The sequence below is a fragment of the Capsulimonas sp. genome (genome assembly GCF_039929585.1).
In the GTDB taxonomy this organism is placed as follows: Bacteria; Armatimonadota; Armatimonadia; order Armatimonadales; family Capsulimonadaceae; genus Capsulimonas.
The window spans coordinates 1-23,864 of record NZ_JBDSQY010000028.1; the positions used below are offsets into that span (position 1 = coordinate 1).

The 23,864-nt window shown below is 59.1% G+C and carries 18 protein-coding genes and 2 tRNA genes; 8 read left to right on the plus strand and 12 right to left on the minus strand.

What is annotated here, in order from left to right; genetic code table 11:
* Positions 1–1,335, minus strand: a 1,335-nt coding sequence (locus ABIZ35_RS01550; RefSeq protein ID WP_348218117.1) for a serine/threonine-protein kinase, incomplete at its 3' end; no start/stop codon positions are given.
* Positions 1,336–1,452: 117 nt separating this feature from the next.
* Here ABIZ35_RS01550 and ABIZ35_RS01555 point away from each other — a divergent pair.
* Positions 1,453–1,527: transfer RNA gene (locus tag ABIZ35_RS01555), tRNA-Glu, on the plus strand.
* 86 nt (positions 1,528–1,613) lie between these two features.
* Positions 1,614–2,267, plus strand: a complete 654-nt coding sequence (locus tag ABIZ35_RS01560) for a uracil-DNA glycosylase (protein ID WP_348218118.1) — start codon at positions 1,614–1,616, stop codon at positions 2,265–2,267.
* Positions 2,268–2,474: 207 nt separating this feature from the next.
* On the opposite strand, the gene ABIZ35_RS01565 is transcribed toward ABIZ35_RS01560, so the two are convergent.
* Genes ABIZ35_RS01565 through lipB form a run of 3 tightly spaced genes read right to left on the minus strand, consistent with a single transcriptional unit; the run spans position 2,475 to position 4,186 of the window.
* Positions 2,475–3,179 carry an LON peptidase substrate-binding domain-containing protein gene (locus tag ABIZ35_RS01565; protein ID WP_348218119.1) on the minus strand — a complete coding sequence of 235 codons (705 nt, stop codon included), beginning with the start codon at positions 3,177–3,179 and terminating at the stop codon, positions 2,475–2,477.
* 27 nt (positions 3,180–3,206) lie between these two features.
* The gene (locus ABIZ35_RS01570; protein ID WP_348218120.1) at positions 3,207–3,488 is read right to left on the minus strand and encodes a hypothetical protein; all 282 of its coding nucleotides are present in this window, start codon (positions 3,486–3,488) and stop codon (positions 3,207–3,209) included.
* Entirely contained in the window at positions 3,485–4,186 is a 702-nt protein-coding gene (lipB, locus tag ABIZ35_RS01575) for a lipoyl(octanoyl) transferase LipB (protein WP_348218121.1), read from the minus strand. Before lipB ends, ABIZ35_RS01570 begins: the two co-directional genes overlap by 4 nt.
* Positions 4,187–4,205: 19 nt before the next feature.
* On the opposite strand from lipB, the gene ABIZ35_RS01580 reads away from it, so the two are divergent.
* Positions 4,206–5,018 (plus strand): sulfite exporter TauE/SafE family protein, encoded by an 813-nt coding sequence (locus ABIZ35_RS01580; RefSeq protein WP_348218122.1) that lies wholly within the window; start codon positions 4,206–4,208, stop codon positions 5,016–5,018.
* Between the two features lie 41 nt (positions 5,019–5,059).
* On the opposite strand, the gene ABIZ35_RS01585 is transcribed toward ABIZ35_RS01580, so the two are convergent.
* Positions 5,060–5,440, minus strand: a complete 381-nt coding sequence (locus ABIZ35_RS01585; RefSeq protein WP_348218123.1) for a prepilin-type N-terminal cleavage/methylation domain-containing protein — start codon at positions 5,438–5,440, stop codon at positions 5,060–5,062.
* Positions 5,441–5,616: 176 nt separating this feature from the next.
* Between ABIZ35_RS01585 and ABIZ35_RS01590 the strand changes: the two genes are divergently transcribed.
* Both ABIZ35_RS01590 and ABIZ35_RS01595 read left to right on the plus strand, forming a co-directional pair.
* Positions 5,617–6,516, plus strand: coding sequence for a diacylglycerol kinase family protein (locus ABIZ35_RS01590; protein WP_348218124.1), 900 nt, complete (start codon positions 5,617–5,619; stop codon positions 6,514–6,516).
* Between the two features lie 92 nt (positions 6,517–6,608).
* Positions 6,609–8,942, plus strand: a complete 2,334-nt coding sequence (locus tag ABIZ35_RS01595; RefSeq protein ID WP_348218125.1) for a bifunctional (p)ppGpp synthetase/guanosine-3',5'-bis(diphosphate) 3'-pyrophosphohydrolase — start codon at positions 6,609–6,611, stop codon at positions 8,940–8,942.
* Between the two features lie 8 nt (positions 8,943–8,950).
* On the opposite strand, the gene serB is transcribed toward ABIZ35_RS01595, so the two are convergent.
* Entirely contained in the window at positions 8,951–10,153 is a 1,203-nt protein-coding gene (gene serB / locus ABIZ35_RS01600; protein ID WP_348218126.1) for a phosphoserine phosphatase SerB, read from the minus strand.
* A 189-nt stretch (positions 10,154–10,342) separates the two neighbouring features.
* Positions 10,343–11,725: an ATP-dependent Clp protease ATP-binding subunit ClpX gene (gene clpX, locus ABIZ35_RS01605; RefSeq protein ID WP_348218127.1), complete on the minus strand. Its 1,383-nt coding sequence runs from the start codon at positions 11,723–11,725 to the stop codon at positions 10,343–10,345.
* A gap of 189 nt (positions 11,726–11,914) precedes the next feature.
* On the opposite strand from clpX, the gene ABIZ35_RS01610 reads away from it, so the two are divergent.
* The gene (locus ABIZ35_RS01610) at positions 11,915–12,271 is read left to right on the plus strand and encodes a hypothetical protein (protein ID WP_348218128.1); all 357 of its coding nucleotides are present in this window, start codon (positions 11,915–11,917) and stop codon (positions 12,269–12,271) included.
* 72 nt (positions 12,272–12,343) lie between these two features.
* On the opposite strand, the gene ABIZ35_RS01615 is transcribed toward ABIZ35_RS01610, so the two are convergent.
* The 3 genes from ABIZ35_RS01615 to ABIZ35_RS01625 form a co-directional block, all read right to left on the minus strand.
* Positions 12,344–12,419 (minus strand) — tRNA-Pro (locus tag ABIZ35_RS01615).
* Between the two features lie 93 nt (positions 12,420–12,512).
* Positions 12,513–15,401, minus strand: a complete 2,889-nt coding sequence (locus ABIZ35_RS01620; protein ID WP_348218129.1) for a beta-L-arabinofuranosidase domain-containing protein — start codon at positions 15,399–15,401, stop codon at positions 12,513–12,515.
* 85 nt (positions 15,402–15,486) lie between these two features.
* Positions 15,487–16,269, minus strand: coding sequence for a DUF1559 domain-containing protein (locus ABIZ35_RS01625; RefSeq protein WP_348218130.1), 783 nt, complete (start codon positions 16,267–16,269; stop codon positions 15,487–15,489).
* Positions 16,270–16,566: 297 nt separating this feature from the next.
* Here ABIZ35_RS01625 and ABIZ35_RS01630 point away from each other — a divergent pair, with 297 nt between their 5' ends.
* Positions 16,567–17,406 (plus strand): AraC family transcriptional regulator, encoded by an 840-nt coding sequence (locus ABIZ35_RS01630; RefSeq protein WP_348218131.1) that lies wholly within the window; start codon positions 16,567–16,569, stop codon positions 17,404–17,406.
* Between the two features lie 57 nt (positions 17,407–17,463).
* On the opposite strand, the gene ABIZ35_RS01635 is transcribed toward ABIZ35_RS01630, so the two are convergent.
* Both ABIZ35_RS01635 and hisF read right to left on the minus strand, forming a co-directional pair.
* Positions 17,464–20,181, minus strand: coding sequence for a glycoside hydrolase family 99-like domain-containing protein (locus ABIZ35_RS01635; RefSeq protein WP_348218132.1), 2,718 nt, complete (start codon positions 20,179–20,181; stop codon positions 17,464–17,466).
* Between the two features lie 140 nt (positions 20,182–20,321).
* Entirely contained in the window at positions 20,322–21,089 is a 768-nt protein-coding gene (gene hisF / locus ABIZ35_RS01640) for an imidazole glycerol phosphate synthase subunit HisF (RefSeq protein ID WP_348218133.1), read from the minus strand.
* A gap of 117 nt (positions 21,090–21,206) precedes the next feature.
* On the opposite strand from hisF, the gene ABIZ35_RS01645 reads away from it, so the two are divergent.
* Positions 21,207–23,642 carry an extracellular solute-binding protein gene (locus ABIZ35_RS01645; RefSeq protein ID WP_348218134.1) on the plus strand — a complete coding sequence of 812 codons (2,436 nt, stop codon included), beginning with the start codon at positions 21,207–21,209 and terminating at the stop codon, positions 23,640–23,642.
* Positions 23,643–23,864: the final 222 nt, after the last annotated feature.

Below are 23,864 nucleotides of genomic sequence, written 5' to 3' on the forward strand. Positions count from 1 at the left end.
TTGGAAGTCGATCGGTTTTTCCCCCACATTTTTGAGTTCAAACGCGCCGGCCCCGGGCTGTCCGGCCCGCGTAGTAATGGCGATCGGCGGCGCGTCGGCGGTGGGCCGTTCCGTCACTTGGAGCAGACCGGGCTTCAAGACAAGGCTGGCGCTGCATTCGATGAACCAGCGGTCGCCGGAACTGATCAGCTTGCCGTCCTGGTCGTAGTACTGCGGGCTGTTGAACTCCAGCTTTCCGACATTGACTCCGCTCTTGTTCGGGATCTTGGAAGGGACGACAATGACGTTGACGTCGCGCTTGTTGCCCTTGAACGTGGTAAAAGGCACCTGGACCCAAGCATCACGCGGCTTGATCTCTCCGCGCAGCTCACCGCCGCCGGCGTTGTAGATCGTGATTTGCAGCGGCGGTACATGCGCACCGGAGGGAATGGCCCCGAAGCGCAGGTGTTTTTTGTTGATCAGCAGCACCGGCGGCGCGGTTTTGCGCATTTCCAAAAGAAACTCATTGGTGCTGGCGAATCGATACTCGGTATTATAGGACAGAGCCCGATTGATCAGCGCGACGAGGTTAAGATCGGCGTTCGGCTTCTCCATCAGCTCGTTGGTGATGGTCATCGAGCGCTCGTTGATCTTTGCCTGATCGGGTGGCTCTCCCGCAATCATCTCATAAAGAATACATCCAAGCGCGAAGATATCCGTACGGACGTCAGCGGTCCACTTGCCGTCGCCGTCGAGTTCCGGCGGCAGATACCCTTCAGTGCCGTAGATCTCGGTCTGCTTGCGGCCTTCATTCGCTTTGCCGAAGTATTGAGCGGCGCCGAAGTCCAGCAGGAACAGATGACCCTGCGGCGTGATCCGGATATTCGCCGGCTTCAAGTCGTGGTGGATAATGCCGCGCGAGTGCAGGAAGGCCAGGGCGTCGCAGAGACAGACCGACCATCGGAGCGTCCATTCGCGGGGCAGGGGATGGCGCTTACGGATAATATCATCCAGGGTGGTTCCCTCGATGAACTCCTGCGCGATATAGTAATAACCGTCGAACTGGAAGGATTCGTAGGAAGTCGGCATCAGCGGGTGAGCGCTGGCGTGCATACCGACGACCCGTTCGCGGTCGAACAGATCCTTCAGCATCCGTTGTTCGCGAGGGTTGCGCGCTCCGAAGAACTCCTTCAGCGCGACCTTGCGGCCCGGCATATCAGGGTCTTCCGCGTAGTAGACAGCGCCGAATGCTCCGGTGCCGACAACCTTGCCGACCACGTAGTTCCCCGAGCCGCCGCGGACTGTCTCGCCCGGAGCGAGCAGCATAAAATCGTCGTGCCGTTTGCGTTTCGCCAAGCTGACTGTACCTCTAGGAAAAATATAGCAAATAAGTATGGATTCTGTCAAGGGATCATTCAAAAGGGGTTGACTTCCGAATCTCCCTGGGGTATATTATCTGCGTTGCGACATCGTGGCCCTATCGTTCAGCGGTTAGGACAACGCCCTCTCACGGCGTAGACAGGAGTTCGATTCTCCTTAGGGCTACCAGTTTTTCAACATTTCCCCCCTTCGTTCATTTTTGGGTATCATCCCAGCAGTTATTCCATATTCACGATCAAAGCGAGATTATTTCAATGGCGGAACCGGCCACCGACCGGGAAGAGAAGATTCGGCGCATTGAATTGCTCTCTCAGCGCGCGAGCACATGTCCCGCCTGCGATTTGAGCCAAACGCGCACGCACGTCGTATTTGGCGACGGTAATGCAGGCAGCCCGTTAATGCTGGTGGGCGAAGGCCCCGGCGCTAACGAGGACGCCACCGGCGTCCCCTTTGTTGGTCGCGCCGGCAAACTGCTCGACGAGTGCCTGCGTGAGGCCGGCATGCTGCGCAAGCACGTTTACATCACCAACGTCGTCAAGTGCCGCGCCACTCTGATCGCCGACGGGCGTATCCAAAACCGTCCTCCGCGCCCCGAAGAGTCCGGAACCTGCGTCCCACTCTGGCTGGAGAAGCAGATCGAGATCATCCAGCCGCGCGTCATCCTCTGCCTTGGCGCTCCGGCGGCGAACGCCATCATCCACAAGAATTTCCGTATGCTGCAAGAGCGCGGGCAGTGGCAGGAAAGCAAATACGTTAAGTACGCCATGGCCGCGCTGCACCCCGCGTACATCCTGCGCCAGGAAGGTGAAGCCTACATCGCTTCCCGACAATTCCTCATCGACGATCTGATCGCCGCACGTGAAAAGACCATCGCCGCCAAAAACGAGCCCCGCGCAACGCTTTTTTAACTTCTTCATCGTGGATTATCGTCAGGAATTTTGCTCCGTTTGTATGACCCACCCCCGGCCTTCGGCCGACCCCTCCCATGGAACTGGGAAGGGTTATAAAGAGATGCTCGGACGAAAGGCGTCTGCGAAATCAAGTCCTAACAACCCTTCCCTGCTTCAAGGGTGGGGTGGCGCGAAGGGCCGGGGTGGGTAGAGCAGGAGAGGTCTCTAATTCCGCGACGACAGCTTGTTCAAATCCCTTACGCTGACCGGTTCGATCACTGACGGTCCGCATTCGGGTCGTTTGTTCTGGATGTCCTGCAAGCACCCCTGCGCATCGATCTCACGGCGCAAGATTTCAATCTCGCAGTTCAGGCGGCTTTCCGTGGTCGTCATTTCCAGCAGTTTTTGTTTTTCGGACAGCGGGATCTGGAGTACGCTGGCAATGGCGTAGGATAAGTTCTCAGGCTCCAGGGGCAATTGGAGAGTGCTGAGAGTGCGATGGGTGAGCGCGAAGAGGCTTTTGAGATAAGTTCGGAATAAGCCCGTGACCATGTCGAAAGGAGCCTTGAGGAGAAGAGGATCGGTCATGTGCTCCCAGAACGGGGCTACGCGCGCGGTAGTGTAAGGTTGCTCGCTGCTGATCTCGGCGATCCGAAAGCGTGTTTCGCCTGCGACGATAATGTCCAGGCGTCCGTCTTCTCCTTCATCCATCTGCTGGATGCGGGCTGTCGTGCCGACTTGCGAGACGAGGGTCTGAGTGTCGCTGAGCGTGCGATCCGGGGAGAGCACGACGCCGAATGGCATGTTGTGCGTGCGGCAGTAGGCCACCATCTCCAGATACCGAGGCTCGAAGATGTGCAGCGGCAGCGGCATGTCGGGATAGAGAACGACATCCAGGGGAAACAACGGAAGCGCATCGAAGTTGTTCATGTCGTGGCGGCTCGTTTCGTGCGGAGGCTATTCGGGGAGGATTTCGACAAATCCCAATTGACTTCCCAGCTGGACAAACTCGCTTGCGGATTGGGGCGGTGCGTAGCTGCTCTGGTTTGCGGTGTTATAACGCTTTACGGCTTCCTGTGCGAAGCCGAGCGGCGTCATCGCGTTCAGGAACAACCCCTTCCAGCCCAATTCTTTCGCGACCCGGGATTTGACCTGAGCAAGGATATCGTCGGCGTTGGCGCCCGCGAGCGTTTCGTCAATGCTGCGTCCGGCGATTTCAGTTTTGACACGAACTTTCATGGGGTGATTATACCCATCTCCCCAGCGAATACGGGTAGAGCATAGAATACGGGAGACACGCCAAACACTACGGCAAACGCGCGCAAAAGTCGCGGCTCCACATCCGGACGCTTCAGGCCGAGATCGGGCAGCTCTTCGGCGAGCGACGTGACGCCACGGTCGCGAATGCCGCAGGGGATGAAATCCCGGCGATACGGGTTCAGATCGTTGTCGATATTGAGCGCGAAGCCGTGCATCGTTACCCATTGGCGCACTTTGATCCCGATGGCGGCGATCTTGCGCTCGCCGATCCATACCCCTGTTAGCCCCGGCTTGCGCGTCCCCTCCAGGCCAAATTCTCCCACCGTTCGAATAATCACTTCTTCGAGATCACGCAAGTAGCGGTGAAGATCCTGTCCGTGTTGGCGCAAATCCAAAATGGGATATCCGACGAGCTGACCGGGGCCGTGATAAGTGATTTCGCCGCCGCGATCCACGGTTTCTACGGTGATGCCGAGGCGAGCCAGTTCTGCTGGGCTGGTGAGCAGATCGCCGCCCTGCGCGGTTTTCCCTATGGTGACCGTGGGCGTGTGCTCCAGCAGAAGGAGCGTATCTTCGATCTCGCCGGCGCGGCGTTTTTCGACGAGCGCGTACTGCCGGGCGAGCATTTCGCCGTACGGCTGTGGTTCTTGATAGGACAATAGGTGACAGTGAAGCATTTCAGGTATAATCCACGCGATGGCGCGCCCTAACTTATCCTACCTCAAAAATGTTATTCTCTGCCTTGTCGGCCTTCCCTGTGGATTGCTGTCTGGCCTGACCGGCATCGGCGCCAGCGTCCTTGTGACTCCGCTCACGCGCAAGCTCCTGAGCATTGGGCCGGGGCCGCGCGCCGCGACCGGGCTTGCCGCTACGTTTGCGTGCGCCCTGGGAGCGACGCTGCCATACAGTCAAACGGGAAACGTGCACTGGGGGCTGGTTATTCCGCTGGTGCTGGGGCAGATCTTCGGGGCGGCGATGGCGCAGGGCGCGGCGCTGCAATGGGCGGCGCAGGCGCGAGCCCGTTTCGTCAATCCGGCGATCATACTCGTGGTGGGAATTCTGCTGGTCGCATTCGCGCCCGGGGTCGCGGCGATTTCCGGGGGACGGGAATGGCCGCTGCTGCTGGCGATGATCGTTGCGATCGTGGCGGGGATCATTGCGGGATTTCTGGGCAGAATTGTCGGCCTTGGCGTCTTCGTGGTTCCGGCGGAGATGCTGATGCTGCATCTGAAGCCGCTGGAGGCGCAGGGAACAGCGATCGTCGCCTTGATCTTCGCGTCGCTGCCCGGCATGCTGATTTATCGAAAGACGGGGGCGTTTGACGCGCAGTCGGCGACTTGGATCGCCTTTGGCGGCTTGTTCGGCGCGCTGGTGGGGGGATACACCGCCGTGCATCACATCAGTGCTTTTGCTCAGGTCACGGCTTATGGAGCACTGGCGTCGCTGATCGGGGCGTTTTGGATACAGGGCGAACTCGGCCGTCGCGGCGACGGCGATACCGCTAAGTAACGGATTGGTCTTTCGCTCAGTCGCAGCGAAAGACCGATCCGTTAGTTCAGGACGTGCGGGAGGCCGACGGGGCCGCCATACGAGCAGGCAGCGTAGGATTTGATGTCGTTGAGCTGATACACGCTTCCATTGGTCGGACAAAGCGGCGCAGATTTGGATTTGATATAGGGTGAGATATCGCTCCAAACGGGCGTATAAGTATTGGAAGCGTCATGCTCCAGCGCAAACTGTTCCTTCGCTGACGTGATATTGCGCAGGTTGGCGACGCAGGCGCGCGCCTGTCCAAGGTCTCGGGCATGCAGAAATGCGGGCGTGGCGATATTCAGCAGCATCCCGATCACCAAAATGACGATCATGATCTCCACTAACGTAAAGGCCGATCGGCGTCGGCGCCGCATGCGGAGTGCGCTTCGAGATTTCATGACTATCGTGCTTACCTTTCGTTTCCAGTCGCTCCATTGAAAACACAAACGACATTGTCATTATCGGCAGACGGCGGGATTTCTCCAGAGCGGATCGTCATGGACCTGGGAACTTTTCTGGCTTTTACGTCGCCTAAGTTTATGTCCCCACGCTCTTCAAACAGGGACGCCGTCGTATGAAAACGCTTCTGATTGTCAATCCCACAGCGGGGCAGGGGCGTCCGCAGGAACTTCTCGCGGACGCCGAGGCGTTCACCCGTGAGTTCGTTTCGGAGATCATTGTGACGCAGTCGTCCGGCCACGCCGAGGCGGCGGCCAAGCGCGCGGCGGAGAATCGCAGCGCCGATTGCGTTCTGGTCGCCGGCGGAGACGGCACCGTCAACGAAGTCTTGAACGGATTGCTGGCGGGCCGGGCCGATGATGGTCCGACGCTGCCGATGGGCATCATCCCGCTCGGAACGCAGAACGTTCTGGCGCATGAACTGGGCGTTCCCCGAGGCGGCTTCGCCGAGATCACCGAGATGGTGCGCAACGGCCGGACGCGCGATATCGATGTCGGCGAGGCGCAGGGCCGCTATTTCGCTCTGATGGCGGGCTTCGGGTTCGACGCCGCCGTTGTCGGCGAGATCGTACAGCCGATGAAAGAGCTGATGGGACCGGCGGCCTATGTGTTTGGGACACTGGGCGCGCTGGCGAAATACCGAAGCACTTCGATCAAGCTGACGCTGGACTCGGAAGAGATCCGAACCGAAGCCTTTCTGGTCGTCGTCGCCAACTCCGCGCTCTACGCCTACCACCAGATCAAGCTCGCCCCGTTCGCCGTGGTTGACGACGGCTGGCTGGACATTTGTGTCTTCGAGCGCGCTCCAATGGACCGTGTGGGTTTCGTGACCCAGATCATGGCGGCGCTGGCCGGCCGGCACTTGAAAGACCCCCGCGTGCGCTACTATCGCGCGCGTCGAATCCAGATCGAATCCGATCCTCCGGTCCAGGGGCAGCTCGACGGAGACATGTACCATTACACCCCAATGACGATCACGCTGGAGCCGCGCGCGCTCCGCGTTCTGGTCCCTTAGGCGTTCGGCGGCGCCAGGGGTGTTAACGGAGTTAGTCACTCGGGTACAATAAGCAATACACACTCCGCGTCAATTCGAATACGCGCGAAAATTTGACTGCCGCAGGCTGCGCCGAGCTCTGCTGGACCGGTACGAAGATGGCCGACGATTATGAACCCCTCTATCAAGCGCTGATCGACTGCGCTCGGACCTACCATCCCGATGCCGACATCGCTCTGATTCGTCGGGCGTTCGACTACGCCGCCGAGAAGCATGAAGGTCAGTTCCGCCGCTCCGGCGAACCTTATATCATTCACCCCATCGCCGTCTCGACTATCCTCGCCGAACTGGAAATGGACGACGCTACGATTGCGTCCGGCCTGCTCCATGACGTCATTGAAGACTGCGGCGTCACGCGGGATCAGCTCGCGCATGAGTTCGGCGCGGAGATCGCCGATCTCGTAGACGGCGTCACCAAACTGAAGCTCGCCGACTTCGAGTCGCGCATGGAAAGCGACGCTTCCAAGATCGACGCCCCGCAGCTGCCGCCGCCCAGTCCCAACCCCGAAAGTCCGGAAACCGCCGCTCGCAAAAAGCGGCACGGCGAAACGAATAAGTCAGCGGCGAACCTGCGCAAGATCCTGCTCGCGATGGCCAAAGACCTGCGCGTCATGGTCATCAAGCTCGCGGATCGCCTGCACAATATGCGCACGCTTTCGGCAATGCCGGAGCACCGGCAGGTCAAAGTCGCTCAAGAGACCCTGCAGATCTTTGGACCACTGGCCCATCGTCTCGGAATCTGGCAGATCAAATGGCAGCTGGAAGATCTCGCCTTCAAGTATACAAACCCCACCGCGTACAATGAGATCAAGCAGAAGCTGGACCGCACCCGTTCGCAGCGCGAGCAGGAGATCGGCGTCGCCACCAGCATGCTGCGCGAGCGTCTCGCCGCCGAGAACATCCAAGCGGAGATCCAGGGCCGCCCCAAGCACCTTTACTCCATCTACAACAAGATGCAGAAGCAGGATATCGATCTGAATGAGGTCTACGACCTCATTGCCCTGCGTGTGATCGTGAACAGCGTCCCCGAGTGTTACCACGCGCTGGGCGTCGTGCATGACCTCTGGATGCCCGTGCCGGGGCGCTTTGACGATTACATCGCCAAGACCAAGTCCAACGGCTACCAGTCGCTGCACACCAAAGTCTTGGGGCCGACCGGCGAACCGCTGGAAATTCAAATTCGCACCGTTGAGATGCATCGCCTTGCCGACTTTGGGATTGCGGCGCACTGGCAGTACAAAGAGGGACGCGCCAAAACCTCAGGGGATCGGGGTTTCGAAAAGAAGATGAGCCTGCTGCGCCAGCAGCTCTTCGACTGGCAATCCGACGCCAAGGAGCCAGGGGAGTTCCTGCGTTCGGTCGTCAGTGACCTTTTCACCGATCAGGTCTTTGTCTTTACGCCCAAAGGCGATGTTCTGGACTTCCCGCGCGGCGCCACGCCTGTGGACGCTGCTTATCGAATCCACTCCGATCTTGGCCTGCACTGCGTCGGCGCCAAAGTGAATGGAAAGATCGTTCCGCTCACCTACCAGTTCAATAACGGCGATATCGTGGAGATTTTAGCGCGGCCGAACGCCAGTCCCTCACTCGACTGGCTTGCGAGCGCCAAGACCAGCCACGCGCGCACCAAGATCAAGGCCTACTTCCGCAAGCTGCGCTTCACCGCCAACGTCGCTCGCGGCCGAGAGTTGATGCAAAAAGAGCTGGACCGGCTTCACATGGATAGCAAGCATCTGTTGTCCACGGATATCCTGACCAAGATCGCCACCGCGATGGCGATGCATTCCCAGGAAGAACTGCTTGCGGCGATCGGATACGGTGATGTCGCCGTCGGCACAATGCTCACGAAGCTCAAAGCGCTCACTCAGGAAACGACCCACACCGCGCCGACCTACGAGCGCAAGGGCGGAAATACCGGGAAGCTTCAGGTCGGTGGGGATTTAGAAGACGTCGCGATCACACGCGCCAAGTGCTGCCAGCCCGTGCCTGGCGACGAAGTCACCGGCTACATGACGCGCGGTAAGGGCGTGGCCCTCCACCGTCACGGCTGCCCAAATATCACGCACTACCAGCAGACGGAGCCTGAGCGGCTCCTCGAAGTCGATTGGAAGCCGAGCGATAACACTCAGCGCTATCTCACGGATATCAAAGTAGAACTCGCCGACCGCATCGGCCTGCTGGAAGACGTGGGGAAACTTTTCAGCGAGGCGAAGACCAACATCCAGGCGATCCGTACGCGCTCATTGCCGAACCATACCGCCGTCATGCAGATCAGCTTCGACGCCGCCGACACCGCGCACATCGCCGCCGTGATGGTTCGATTGCAGCGTCTGACGGATGTGATGGACATCCATCGCCTCGGAGTGAACGAAGATCCGGTGGAGTAGGGCGCTCTCTAGTCCGCCACGTGCCGATCCCGAATCCCCAGCAGATACAGCAGCGCATCCAATCCCATCAGCGAGATCGAATGTTCGGCCTTCTCACGAACCAGCGGCTTGGCGTGGAATGCGACCCCGATGCCGGCGACGCTGAGCATGGGCAGGTCATTCGCGCCGTCGCCCACGGCGATCGTCTGCGCCAGCGCAATGCCCTCTCGGTCGGCGATTTCACGCAGGATTTCCGCTTTGCGATTTCCGTCGATGACCTCGCCAAGGATCTCCCCCGTCAATTGATTGTCGACGATTTCCAGCTCGTGCGCGTAGACGTAATCAAATCCCAGATCGGCCTGTAATCGACGCGCGAAGTGGGTGAAGCCCCCAGAGATAATCCCGGTTTTGTAGCCAAGCGTCTTGAGGGTGCGCATCAGCCGCTCCGTTCCCTGAGTGAGCGGAAGATGGCCGGCAATGTCGTCCAGCACATCGGCGCTGAGACCTTTGATCAGCGCCATGCGCCGCCGGAAACTCGTGGGAAAATCGATCTCGCCGCGCATCGCGGACGCCGTGATCGCGCTGACCTGATCGTAGACGCCGGCGCGCCGCGCGAGCTCGTCGATGACCTCCATCTGGATCAGCGTCGAATCCATGTCAAACACGACGAGCCGGCGGTTGCGCCGGAAGATCGAATCCTCTTGTACGGCAATATCGAACCCCTCGGAATCCGCCAGCGAAAGCAGTGACTGCCGAAGCGCCCTGGGATCGGCGTTGCTGCCAGTAACAGCGAATTCAATGCACAATCGTGGGGCGGCAAGATTGGCGGAGGCGTCCCGTCCGGACAGCCGCTCCATCCGTGCGACCTCTAGGCCATGTTCGGCAAATCGGCGCGTTACCAGCGCCAGCTGCGCCGTCGTGATCCGTGCGCCCAGCAAGGTCACGATAAACCGCTGCTGATGCTGTGTGTCGATCCACTCCTGAAAACTTTCCTGCGATACCGGCGTCACATGAACCGTCACTCCCAAGCTCTGCGCTTCGAGCGCGGGGCCTAGAGTATCCACTGTATCGCGCGCGGCGCGAAACATCACTCCGAGGGTCAGGGCATCATGAATGACGGACTGGCCGATGTCGAGAACCGTCGCGTCTGCTTTCGCCAGAATATCCGTGAGCGAGCGGGTGAGGCCGGCTCGGTCGGGACCGGAGATGGTGATGAGGTAAATGTTTTGCATGGGGGTGGGAGTTCGTGGTGGTGATAAGGGAGGCGCTTCGCGTGGCCCTCACCCCCCAGCCCCCTCTCCCAATTCTGGGAGAGGGGGAGCAAGAGTGTTGTTAGTTCAGATCTCTTCAGACCAGAAAAATCTTAATTCTTTCTGACTCCCCTTCTCCCAGAATTGGGAGAAGGGGATGAGGGCCAATCTTCACACCGCTCTCGCAAATCCCGCTTCGTGGCTTGTCTTCTTTTGCAGTGTCTCGCCGACCTTCAGCACCACGCTGTAAATCGACGGATCTTCCAGCGACTCGGGGCCGACTTCCACACCGATCACCTTCGGATCGCCGCTGACTTCGTAGCGGGCGCGGCTGGTCATTCCCTTGACCAGGGAGCGTAAGGCGCGGACGCCGGTCTTCATGGAGGTCGCTTTTTCGACGATGCTGTCCAGAGCGGCTTCAGTTACGATGAGCTCGATGCCGTCGCGGTGGAACAGCTCGATCTGCTGGCGGACGATAGCGTTCTTCGGCTCGGTCAGGGCGCGGCGCATCTGCTCTTTGGTGAGCGGCGCAAGCGGTACGATGATCGGGAGGCGGCCGGCGAGTTCCGGAACGAAGCCGTAGTCAATCAGACTTTCGATCAGGACTTCCATCGGCGCTTCCGAGAGAATTTGGAAATCGCGCTGCGGATCGCCGGAAATGGCGGCGGGCGTGGCGCGCAGGCCGATGGTGCGTTCGGTCTGGCGTTTCATCTTCTTGGCGACGATTTCGGGCAGGCCCTCAAAGGCGCCGCCGCCAATGAAGAGGATTTTGCTGGTATCGATGTATTCCGGCGGCGCATCCGGGTGCTTGCGTCCCGAAGCGCCAAGAGGCAATTGCGCCATCGTGCCTTCGATCAGCTTCAGCAGGGCGTGCTGGACGCTTTCGCCGCTGACATCACGGGTGATGGAGGGGTTCGCCTGGCTCTTGCGCGCGATCTTGTCGATTTCGTCCAGGAAGACAACGCCGCGCGCCGCCCACTCCAGATCCTCGCCTGCATCTAAGTAAAGCGGGGTCAGAACGCTTTCGACGTCGTTTCCGGTGTATCCCGTGGGGGAGAGGCTTGTGGCGTCGGCGGAAGCGAAAGGGACGCCGAGCGAGCGGGCCAGCGTCTTGGCGATCAGTGTCTTGCCGCTGCCGGAAGGGCCGACGAGAAGAATATTCGCCTTTTCCAGCTCGACCTCGGGCGTTGTCCCCAGTTCTTTGCTTTCAACGTCCGATTGGTGGATCCGATGGTGATCGTAGAGACCGACGGCGACGTCGCGCTTGGCGCGTTCCTGGCCGATGACATATTCATCCAGCTTCGCGACAATATCACGGGGTGTTTGGTTGAAATCCGACAGCGCCTGCCGGGACTGCTCTCGCCGCTGCAGGAGCTCTTCATCGTCGGATAAACGCTGAGTGTCCTGCACTCGCTTTTGCAGATCGACGCCGGCGTTAAAGCCCGGCCAATCGCGATGGCAGATGTAATGTCCGACACTGTCGATCTCAATGATCTGTCCCCGGTCCCGCTCAACTTCGAAGTCCGATCCGCAGACCATGCAACTTGCTTTCAAGAGATTCCTCCACAACGCAGGCTCGGCGACTAATGTTCGCCGAGCATCCTACCGATATTTTAGCATGGCGGTGATTCCATTGTCAACGCAATCGAGCGCCGCGAGCCGTCAAATTCCCGGGTTTTCATGAAGGAATCCCAGGGAATGAGAGTGAACTTATCTGCACCGTAATTCCCGGAGGACGAATCCATGTTCGGTTTATCGCCAACCCGTTTCTTGACCCCTGTCTTCGCGCTTGCTCTGGTCGGCGCCTGTCTTCCCAGCGCGCATGCGCGAGGCCGGCATCCTTCTCACAACAAGAGCCATCATGGCGGCGGTACGACGTACTGCACATTTTATCGTGATCGCCATGGCCGTACCGCATCCAACCTGGCGCCGCGTGGCTCCTGGGTGCTGCTTTCGCGTGGCGGAACCTCCATGCGCGTGAAGATCACCGACACCGGCTGCAACCATTTCGATCTGACGCCCGGGCAGTTCCGCCGCTTCGCTTCACTCAGCACTGGCGTTGTGCATGGCGTCACATGGCGCGTGCTGCCCCGCAAATAACGCCTTCGTAAATAAAACACACCTGACAGCAAAAATGCTCCTGATCGCCAACGGCGTACAGGAGCATTTGCTTGGTCGGGGTGGAGAGACTCGAACTCTCGGCTTCTACTTCCCAAAAGTAGCGCGCTACCAACTGCGCCACACCCCGCCGAACGTTTGGTTATTATACCGGGCAGGGAAGGGCGGCGTCAAGGGCATGGCGCCGCCCATTGTTTATTTGCGACCGGCGCGGCGAGGCGCGCTATGATTTGTAGAGTTCTATCTGGCTCAGCTGGGCGGCATTGGGGAAGGCCGGGTTTCGGCTGGCGTGGATCACGAAGCGGAAGCTGTCTATGACCATTGGGTTCTGTGTGAACGTGTAGGATTGCCGCTTTTTATATCCCGTAACATCGAAAAGAATACGATCCTTGCCGTTGACTTTGGCGATCCCCTGGAAGCTGGTGGGATGCCCGGCGGGATCGGCGAACTGAACCACGATCCGACCGACACCGGTGGGTTTAGGCAGATCGACCTGAACCCAGTGCGGATGCGGCGTCTCCAGTGAGGAATGCCAGCGGTGGCCCTGGTCACCCGGCATGACGACGGCGCCGTCGATGATCTTTTCCGTGCATCCCGGTTCGTTGGCGTATTCGCTGTCGGACGTGGCGTGAGCGCCGTGCGACGCAAGCGCGAGATCATCCGGACCAGGGCCGGCGGCGACCCGGGGAGACCCTACACCCAGGATCGGGTAACAGGTGAACGCCTCCTGCTGAACCTGCCAGTAGGGAATGAAACGGTGCTCCGGCTGCCCCTCGATCGCATAATGCAGAGGCTGATCGGAGACGGGCTGAAGCCGGCGGGCAAGCTCCGTGGCCGGGAATGGGAAGCGTGCGCTCTGTCCCTCGTTCATCGGTCCGACGGCGGCCATGAGGATTGGGCCGTATTCCAGGGCGTAACGGTCGGCGCCGTCCAATTGATCGGCGCCTTCGTAAAGAGTCGTCTTGAAGCCAATCGGCAGAGTAAAGGCGACTTTATCGTCCTGTTTCCACGTTCGATTGATCGTAAGATAGGAACCGGGGTTGCCTGTGCCCACGGTTTCGCCGTTGACCGTGACCGGCATGGCGGCGTTCGCCCAGCCGGGAACGCGGATTCGGATCGCGGACTTGGCGGGAGCGGCGCTGGTGATCGTGAGGACGACATCGGACCCAAATGGGAACTCGGTCGCCATCCTGAGGCTAAGTTCGCTTGTTCCCTGTTTCCAGGTAATCGTGGACGGAGCGAAGAGATTGACGTAAAGCCCGCTGCTAGCAGTGGAGTAGATAAACTCTGGGATCGCTCCGAGCAGGCGCGTTCCCTGGCCTTCACAGCAAGTGTTGTTCGCCGAACTGGCGTCTTTGCGCCCCTCTAAGTTCGCATGGTAGCAGATGCCGGAGGATCCAAACTGATTGGCGAGCGCGACATTGTAGATCGCCTGCTCGATCTGAGCGACGTACTTCTCCTCGCCGGGCGAAAGGCGGTGGAAGCGCTGGCTATAGAACGCCAAGAAGACGCTGCCGCACAGTTCGCCGGTCGCATTGTGGAGGTAGTACGACTGAGGCGGGTATTCAGGGCCTTCGCAGATCGCAATTGTCCCGCCGACGTGCAGCCAGTTGTCGTGATAAAGATCCCAGCCTCCGGCGGCGGCGTCGAGATAACGCTTCGCGCCGGTCGCCCGGTAATGATCGAGAATCGGTTCGAGTGATGTGAGCAAATAGCAGTGTGGGTGGTCGTAGGGGTACTTCCAGATAGCCTCTGGATCGCGTGCGGCGAGCTGCTTCATCCAGTAGTTTTCCTGATAGTATCGCTGCGCGACCTGCAAATCCTCGGGTTTCCCCACCGGCGTAAAGTACATCCGCGTGCTGGCGATCTGTCCCTGAACGCCCTGCCCGGCGCGGCGAAGCATCTCCGGCAGATATTCACACTTGTTGAACCAATCGTAGAAGCCGCGCAGCAATTTAAAGGCTTTGGGGTTTCCCGCGAAGCCCGCCTCAATCAGACCATGGGTGACCCAGGCGCGTGTGTAACCGCCGCGTTCGCTGTAGAACATGCTTTCCGGGGGATACGCCATGAGGTAGCCATCGGGGCGGACGCATTCGGCGATGCCGTCCACGATCTCGTCCATGCGCGCCTTGAGCTCGGGATGGTCCATCCAGCGCAGAGTGTTGCCGGCGCCCATTAGAAAGCGTCCGGCGTTCGAACCGGGAAGGTCCGTGTCCCAGAAGCTGATGGGCTGACGCGTCACTTTGCCAACTGGCTTTCCGGCGCGCTCGCGGAAGGGGCGCAGCAGTTCGTTTGCGGAGAAGGTATTGAGCAGATAGGCGATGTTCTGCTCCATCGCCGTTTGGAAAATGCCGCTTTCGAGGCGCACGCCCGTGGTAGGCGTATGCGCCTTATCGGCGACGGGTTTCCACTTTGCGACCGGGATAACGTTGCCGGGGTTGTCCGTGACGACGCCCTCGCCCTGCGGGCGCGGCGCGCGTGTCAGCGCAATCACGCCAAGGCTTCCGCGCGTTGATTCCGACGCTGTACAGCCTTCGGCCGCGTCCGTTGGCCCCGACCAGACTTCCAGCTTTGAAAGCTGAAACTGTTTGCGGCGAGTGCGCGTGACTGTGACGCGAATGTACCGGGCGTCGATCTTCGAGGCGTGAAACGCTCCGACCTCGTCGACGGATTCTGGAAAGTCCACGCCTGTAAAGTCCGCGATGTTCACGGGAGAGTGGAAATCCGGCTCCACGGAAGCGTCAATGCGGAAGCGCTGCGGCAATCCGTCGGCGGCGCCGCTGCTGAGCAGGCTGTAGCCGAAGGGGAACAGCTTGACCGCGTCGATCTTGCGCACCGATTTCAGATCGACTTGGACCCATCGGACAGTGTCTTCCGTCGGTGCGTCCGGAGACTGATAGCCCAGCGGGACCTCGCGCGCGACGCGCTCGACACCCATCGGCCCCTGCCAGCCCGGCTTCGCTGGCGCTGGCGGCTTAGTTGGGGACGGCGTCTCGGCGTAAACTTCATCCTCCCAGCGGTGGAGTAACTGACCGGCGGAGACGGCGACGCCAGCGCCGAGTGTCAGGTTCAAAAAGGTGCGTCGGGTAATACGCGACTTCTTATGCGTCATTATTGGCTTTCATGAATTGTGGTGGGAACGGCAAAAAGAAACGCGGTCCATATCCAGAAGACATGGGCCGCGAAGTTAGTCCGTTCTACTGACCGTAGTAGATGTGAGTCCCGTCATTGAATGTCGCGACGTTTGTCGGCAGGTAAAACTTCACGTGACCGTCGGCCAGCAGGTAATTTGCTCCGTTGGTATGGCGTCCATTAGGCCCGGAAAACTGGTTGGCGTTTGCGGTCGCTGTCCAGCCAAGCTGCTGTCCGGTCGAAAGCTTTGCGTTGCCGAGGGCGGAACTATTACAGCACTGCATATTGTCGCCGCCATCGTAGCCCAGAAGGTTGGTTCCGTCTGTCGCCAACGACGACAGTCCGCCGATATAGTCGGTTGGGCTGGTGATGGTCGCGTCGATGTTCTGCACCTCGACAAGGAGGATGGTCATCACCGGCGCATTGATCGCCGCGATGGCTCCGCCTGGCGCATTGACGTTGGACGGTCCGTACGTGTAATTACTTGCCTCGCCAACAAGAAAGTTATAAGCGTAAGAAACCGGAACGCGGCTGCCCTGGGGCGCCGTGGAGTCGTCGGGACACTTAAAGGCCCCCGTGCTCTTCACATAGGGATAGATTTGACCCGCCCAGCCGCCGCCTCGGTTGCCGTTCCCATTCGCGGACGGCAGGCCCTGGGGATACATCTCATCATTGTCTTGACTGTACTGCATAAACGCAAGGCCAAGCTGCTTCTCGTTCGAAGCACAAGTGATCTGGCGCGCCTTTTCGCGCGCTTTGGCGAAGACGGGGAAAAGAATAGCGGCTAATATCGCAATGATAGCGATAACAACTAACAGCTCAATCAGAGTAAATCCTTTTGTTTTCATTTCATGATTCCTTATGGATAACATCGGCGCTAAGTGGTGCGGTATGAGATCTGTTCAGCAGCACGTGTTATTTTATCATGGCGCCGCGTCCAGGGCTTTGACGGTTCCGGGGCAAATGTATAGAACTCCGGGATTGCATGATTCTTTGTGGGGCTTTGTGACTATAATGAACTTATGAGGCCTACCAATGAACTTCCGGCTGAGATACGTGAGTACTCCATGGCGGAAAACGTCAGGAGCTATTATGGAGATGACCCTCATTTTCAAATCCCTTTATTGATTATCGCGGAGCCTGTCATGCCTGGCTGGCAGATCCAGCGGCACAAAGACTTCCTCTCCCTCTATTTTGTGATGTCGGGACGCGGGACGCACATCGTCGACGATCAACGATATGCGATCTGCCGTGGCGACGTCTATCTTTTAGGTGTCGGCGCTACCCATCGTTTTGTGGATTGCCACGATCTGGTCGCGACGACGATCCACTTTTCGCCAGCCCTCTTCGATGAGGAAATGCTGGAGGCGCTGCTGGAGACGCCTGGGTTTCAGCCCTTGTTTGTGGAGCCTGCCGTACAGGAAAGCCCGGATGGGGAAGGGCGCGGCGCGCGCTGGCTGCACTTAGGACCGGATACGCTGAGCGGCATTTCTGTCGATCTGGATGAAATCATGCGGGAGGCGAATTCCTCCGAACCTGTGCGCAAGGTCCTGGTGCGTGCGCTGATGCTGCGGCTTATGATCCGCCTGTCGCGCCTTTATGAAGCCTATGGCGGCGCCAATGGCTTGACGCCGAGCCGTCGCTCCCTGAATGAAAATTCCGTGGCGACCGCCGTACGGTTCATCGACGAGAACTTTGCGTCGATCCTGCGAGTGAACGAGATCGCGAAAATGGTGTATCTCTCTCCCGACCACTTCACCGAGGTGTTCTCCGCCGTGATGGGGCGCACGCCGCGAGACTACATCCGCCATGTCCGGCTGGAGCACGCGAAAGCCAGCCTACAGAACACAAACCTCCCCATAACCCAGGTCGCGCTCGAATGCGGCCTGAGCGACCACGCCCACTTATCCCGCATCTTTCGCGCGTCGGTCGGCCTGACACCGAGCCAATACCGCGCCCAATATCATCCTAAGAAGCAGATTTAGGCTGGTCCCTTCTGCCCACAGGATTAGGAAGGCCCCACTGAGGGGCCAAACCACGCTTTAGTCCTTCGGATATAATGCGGTGAAACGCCGTTTTTGCCGCGCGTTCGGCGCGGCGTCGTGATGCTCGCCGCCAGGCGTGAAGACCGTGCGCAGAGCATCTAAGTATCCGAAGCCGGTCAATGTCGAGGGCATCAGGAAATGGCCTTCGCCGAACTCGTTCCAGTTGGCGAGCATCACGATGTGACGGCCCAGCGAATCCGTCGGTAGGCTTGGCATAAACCGATCTTTTGTCCATTGGGCCAAAGATTGGTAGTCGGCTGCCGTGGCCCAGCCGCCATCATGCACGCCCCAGGCTTCCCGGTCCCATCCCATCGAGATACTCGGCAGCATGTGAAATCCTACCGCAGCGGCGGCGTCGCGCTGGGCGATGTTGGCGTTGCGCTGCACGTTCACATCGGGTGTGCCCCAGGTGTAAGAATAACAATCGTCGACGCCGATGTCCTTCATCGTTTGCAGAACGTTACGGTCCGCGCCGCGATGCTCCATCAGCACGATCACGCCGGGGAAACCCGCCTGCTTGCAGGCATTACGTAGCGTCAAGATGGCTTGCCGACAGTTCGCATTACTTCCAAACATTCGCTGCCAGCTGCTCAGAGAGTAGATTGAGACGACGGGTTTACCGTTGACCTTGAAGTAGCGCGGATCTTTGAAGAAATACTCAATCCAGTACGGAGTGATATTGTCGCGCCAATCTTGCGGATTGGTTTCGCACGCGCCTTCGTCGGTGCACATGATGGTGAACTTCGCCATCTTGCTGTACCGCGCATTGAATAGTCCCTTGATGATCCCCTGATCCAGCACGCCGTCTTTGATGGGATGATTGATGGCGTTGTTCGGCCGATACCAGCAGTGCTGCTCGAATGTCACGCCGTGTTCGACTTGCCACTTGATCTCCCAGTCGGTCTCCTCGGGGCTGCCTTCGTCATACCATCCCAAATAGGGCTTTCGCTTGTCGCGGTACGGATAGACGTAATCCCATCCGGCGTAAGCCGTCCCTTCGCGCCAGAGATTGCAGCTTTGCACGCCGAGCGAGTAGGGCGACTTCGCCGGCGTTGGCTTTGGCGCCGGCACGTAGTCGGCCGGGTAGTCTCGCCAGGGGTAGACCTGTACATCGTCCACCCAAAGATTGCCGGCAAAACGGACGCTGGATACGGGTTTCGTCCATGCAACCCGCGTGGGCGTAGGTTTGCCGTTGATGAAGATTTCCGCGTTCTTCGTTACTGGGTTGGTAATTACTTTGGCCATGTACCACAGGTTTTGCCGATAGTTGGACATCCCGGGGAGATTGACGCCGCCTAAATTGACATGCGCGCTGGCGGCTTTATTCGGCAATAGAAAGCGGCATTCGAAGACCGTTCGCCCATGCGTGGGAGTGAACTTTTTTGTCGCCACGCCCATCACTCGGAGACTAAAGATATCCGGCTTCGCGCCACATTCGAACTCCCTCACGCTGGCGTTGTGTACACTCCAGTCCGTCGGCGCCTTGCCGACGCCGGAGGTGACGAACATTTCGTTCACCGTGTAGCCTTTGTAGGTGTTGACCGGGCTGAGAAACATCTCCCCGGTCGCCGCTCCGCCGGTTTTCACTAAGAAGTAATCAAGCGACTTTACATGGTGGAGGAATGGTAATCCCTTCGCTTTTAAGGAGCCGTCCACGAACACATCCGCCGTGTACGCGGCGATGTCGGCGATCACTTTCACGCCATACTCACGGTTGATCTCGTACGGCGCCAGCGCCTTCCCGTTCTCCCAGCAGAGATTGCCGCCAGCCGTTACCAGCCCAATGGCGGATTGCTGGAGATCGCGCAGCTGCCAGCGCGCGCCGTCCATCCGCTTCGTCATTTTGAAGCGGAACTCCAGCGTCATCTGCCCCGTCGTCTGCCGTGCGATCTGATGCTTGAGGGTGACGGCGGCGCCGGTGTTTGTGTCCATGAGCTTGAACCAATCGCTGTGGAATGCGAAGCCGTCTGGGTAGAGACAGGTCGGATGAAATGCATAGTTTCCACCGCTCTTGTCCACTTCCCAGCCGGACAGCAGGCTGTCCGTTCCTTGCCAGCAGTAGGGGCGCGGGGAGAGAAACGAGCATTGCAGCAGATATCCGGTCGGGATATCGCGAATCAACGGAGCGGTCCCATGGCTGGCGGCCTTGAGCAGCGCTGGTTTCACTCCTGCTGTGTTAAAGTAGAATGTTGGCACGCCGTAACCTTGCTCGTCGCGTCCATATTTTGCCGAGGGATAAGCGTTCCCCATTTGATAAACGCCCGTTCCCACCGTCGCGACGCTCGCGTGTTTGTTGATGTCTGCGACATCCATCATTGGGTCGCCGCCCTGCATCTCGCTGGACGTGATCCGATAGCGGCGGTCCTTCGCCAATAACAGAGGATGGGCCAACGGCTGGAACGCATAACCCAGCGCGTCCATCTTGGACGTCATTGAGATGGTTGTTGTCGCCAGCGGTTTTGCCGTCACCGTGTCCCACAGCGTCACTTGGTGCGTCTTCTGGAGGCGTCCGCCGCTGACGGAGCGCCCAAGGGCTGTCACCATGAGTTTCGTCTCCGGGACAAACTCATAGCCGACATTTCCCGTAAAGTCCGTCCGCGCGCCGGTGTAACTTTGGGTGAAGAAGTTTTTCTCTGGCGCCGCATTGGAATTTGCGGAGGAGAATGTGAACAGAGTGGCCGCAGCCAGCGCCAATCGGTAAGTTTTATTTATCATTACAGCTTTATCTTACGATCCTACTCGCAAAAGCGATAGATTGATTCCGGGAGAGATAAGCGAAATTCCGGGATCGTCCCATAAAAAAGACCTCCATGCTTTGCAACATGGAGGTCAGTCTTGTCATTTCATATTCACTGTCACACCCGGCGGACGGGAATGCCGCGCTCGCCCAGATAATCTTTGATCTCGCCGACCGTAAACGTCCCGTAGTGGACGATGCTGGAAACGAGCGCCGCCTGCGCGCCGCCGGTGGTCACGGCGTCATGGATGTGTTCGAGTGTTCCGGCGCCGCCGCTGGCGATCACGGGGATGTTGACCCGCTGTGTGACGGCCTGGGTGAGTGGGATGTCATAGCCGGCCAGTGTCCCGTCGGCATCCATTGAGGTCAGCATGATCTCGCCCGCGCCCCGGTCTTCCATTTCGAGCGCCCAGTCTAAGGCGTCGATGCCCGTGGGGGTGCGGCCGCCGTGGATGTGGACTTCCCAGCCCGAGGGAGTCTTGCCTGTCTTTTTTGGGTCGATCGCGACCACGACGCACTGAGCGCCGAAGGCGCGCGAGCATTCGGTGATCAGCGCGGGATTGGTGACGGCCGCCGTGTTGATGCTGGCCTTATCGGCGCCGGTTTTCAGGATGCGCCGGAAGTCGTCGATGGTTTTGATGCCGCCGCCGACACAGAAGGGGATGAAGACCTCTTCGGCCACACGCCGGGCGTAGTCGAACATCAATTCCCGCTTTTCATGCGACGCCGTGATATCCAGAAAGACCAGTTCGTCCGCGCCCTGTGCGTCGTAAAGCGCCGCGCGCTCGACGGGATCGCCCGCGTCGCGGATGTTCAGAAAGTTCGTCCCTTTGACCACGCGGCCGTTTTGGACGTCCAGACAGGGAATGATTCGTGTCGCCAGCATAATCGGATCTCAAATTCTCGGGTTAATCCCTCTATTATACCTCTGGCGGCGTTAGGCTCTCGCGGAGGGACGATCTGTGGTAGAATGTCTCATTATCCGGCTACCCCTGAACAAACCATGAAGCAACTCCAGCGCCTCCTTTTCACTCTTTGCGTACTTCTGTGCGCCATTCGATTCGCTCCGGCCCAAACGGATACGAGCGCCTCCCAGATCGTGCTGCGTGTCGGCGGCGCGGGCGGCTTCAAGCTGCCCGGAAAGAACGACATTGCGCCACGCTACCGGGCAGACCGCGCCATTGTGGAGACGTTCGAGCGAGAAAATCCCGGCATCCGCCTGGAGAGCGCGCAGGGCATCCAGATCGCGGGGCCGGCGGCGGAGTCGGGCCTGATGCTGCAATTCGCCGGGGGAACGGCGCCGGACGTTGTCTATGTCAACTTCCGTCAATCCGCGACTTACATCCAGCAGGGTTTTTTGGAGCCGCTAGACAGCTATCTGCAAAACGATCCCGATGTGTACGGACGGTTAAGCCCCGTTATCAAGAAGGTTCTGAAGGATGTGGGTAACGGCCACGTCTACTTTATTCCCTACGCCCAGTTCGTGCAGGCGCTGTACTACCGCCGCGACTTGTTCCAGGCCGCCGGTCTCGATCCCGACAGGCCGCCGAAGGATTGGGACGAGTTTTACGACTACGCGAAGAAACTTACGGACCAGCCGAAGGGCAAATGGGGATTTGAATACGGGACCGATCCCGACGCCACGCCGTATTGGTGGGTCAATTTCCTATGGCAGGCCGGCGGAGAAGTTGTGCGGCGCAACGATAAGGGACAGTGGGAGGCGGCGTTCGATACTCCCGCGGGCGTGACCGCTTTGGAGTTCCACAAAAAGCTGATGAAGGGAGTCTGGACCGGGCCGGACGGGAAAAAGTATATCGGGGTCGCCCGTCACAGCGCCACGATGGCTGAAGATCGCGTCAAAGGCGTGGTCGCGATGTGGTTCCAATACCAGAGCAACATCATCGCTAATACCGCCGACACGAACTCGCTCAATCCCAGTCTGATCGGCATCGCGCCGATGCCGAAGGGGCCGACGGGAATCAGCGCCAATGAGATCAACGCCGCGAGCTGGGGCATCTCCTCGCAGATCAAAGACCCGCGCGTGCGCGACGCCGCGTGGAAATTCGTCAAGTTTATGGCGTCTGACAACGCCGATCGTATCCGCACCCGAGCCTACGTGGAAGCGGGCTTGGCGAGCACCGTCAACCCGCAGTCGCTGATCAAATATGGCTACGCCGACGATGCATCGGGCGTTTCCAAAGCCTGGCTGGAGGCGAGTAAGAAGCTGTTCGAGGACGGCCATCCGGAGCCGTACGGCTCGAATATGAGCCAGGTTTACACACTGCTCGGGCAGCCGCTTGCGACGATTGAGCAGTACCCCGACCGCGATCCTCATATGCTTCTCGCCACGTCCGCGCGCGAAATCAACTCGAAGCTCACCGGGTATGTCGACCCGATGGAGATGCGCCGCCGCCGCACGGGGGCCGCCGTTGTCTTCTGGGTTCTGATGCTGTCGTTTCTCGCGTTTTTGGGCTGGCAGGCGAAAACCGCGTGGCGCAGCTACCGCGCCTCGCGTCCCGTGGAAAATGATTCGGTCGTTCCGCGCCCGTTCAATCTGCGCCCGCATGTGATTGCGCTGCTGTTCGTGGCGCCGGCCGCGCTGTCCGTGCTGCTCTGGAAGTACTATCCCCTGGTGCGCGGTTTGGTGATTGCCTTCCAGAACTATCAATTACTCGCCCCGCCAAAATTTGTCGGCCTGGACAACTTTATCGACTGCTTCTACCAGCCGTCATTCTGGGCGGGCGTTCGCGTCTCGATCCTTTTCACAATTTACAATCTGACCTTCGGTTTCTTCCTGCCGATCTTCATTGCGCTGGCGCTTTCGGAGATTCCGCGCGCGAAGATGTTCTTTCGCACCGTCTACTATCTTCCCGCCGTCGTCAATGGTTTCGTGGTGCTTTATCTCTGGAAGTGGTTCGAGGATAGCACTCCGCAGGGTCTGTTTAACACGATTATCTCGTTCGCAACGATGGGCGCTAAGGGACCTTACGACTGGCTCGGCAGCCCCGCACTTGCCCTGATAGCCGCTACTCTGCCGGGTATTTGGACGACCGCTGGCCCCGGCAGCATTATCTATCTGGCCGCGCTCAAAGGCGTTTCCGAGGAGATGTACGAAGCAGCGGATCTTGACGGCGCCTCCATCATGACGAAGATCCGAAAGATCACCCTGCCGACTCTTAAACCGCTGATCATGATCACCTTTTTGGGCGCCGCGATCGCGTCGTTCCAGGCATCGGACACCATGCTCGTCATGACCGGCGGCGGTCCGCTCTACGCCACGCACTCTTTGGGTTTGGAGATCTGGTACAACGCCTTTATGTACCTGAAGTTCGGCTACGCGACGGCGGCGGCGTGGATCATGGGGATGATGCTGGTTGGGTTTACAGTGTTCCAGCTGAGGATTATTAAGAACCTGAAGTTTGCGACGACGAAGGCGTGAGGCCCTCACCCTCCAGCCCCCTCTCCCAATTCTGGGAGAGGGGGAGTCCGATTAAGATTGGGATTTTGTTCTGATCTGAAACTCAAAAACTCTGACTCCCCTTCTCCCAGAATTGGGAGAAGGGGCTGGGGTGTACAAACCGGCGACATAGTTTACATCTTAAACCGGCGACATTCTTTACACTTTCAGTATGCTTGGTTGGAGGTATCCAACCTTGCCATT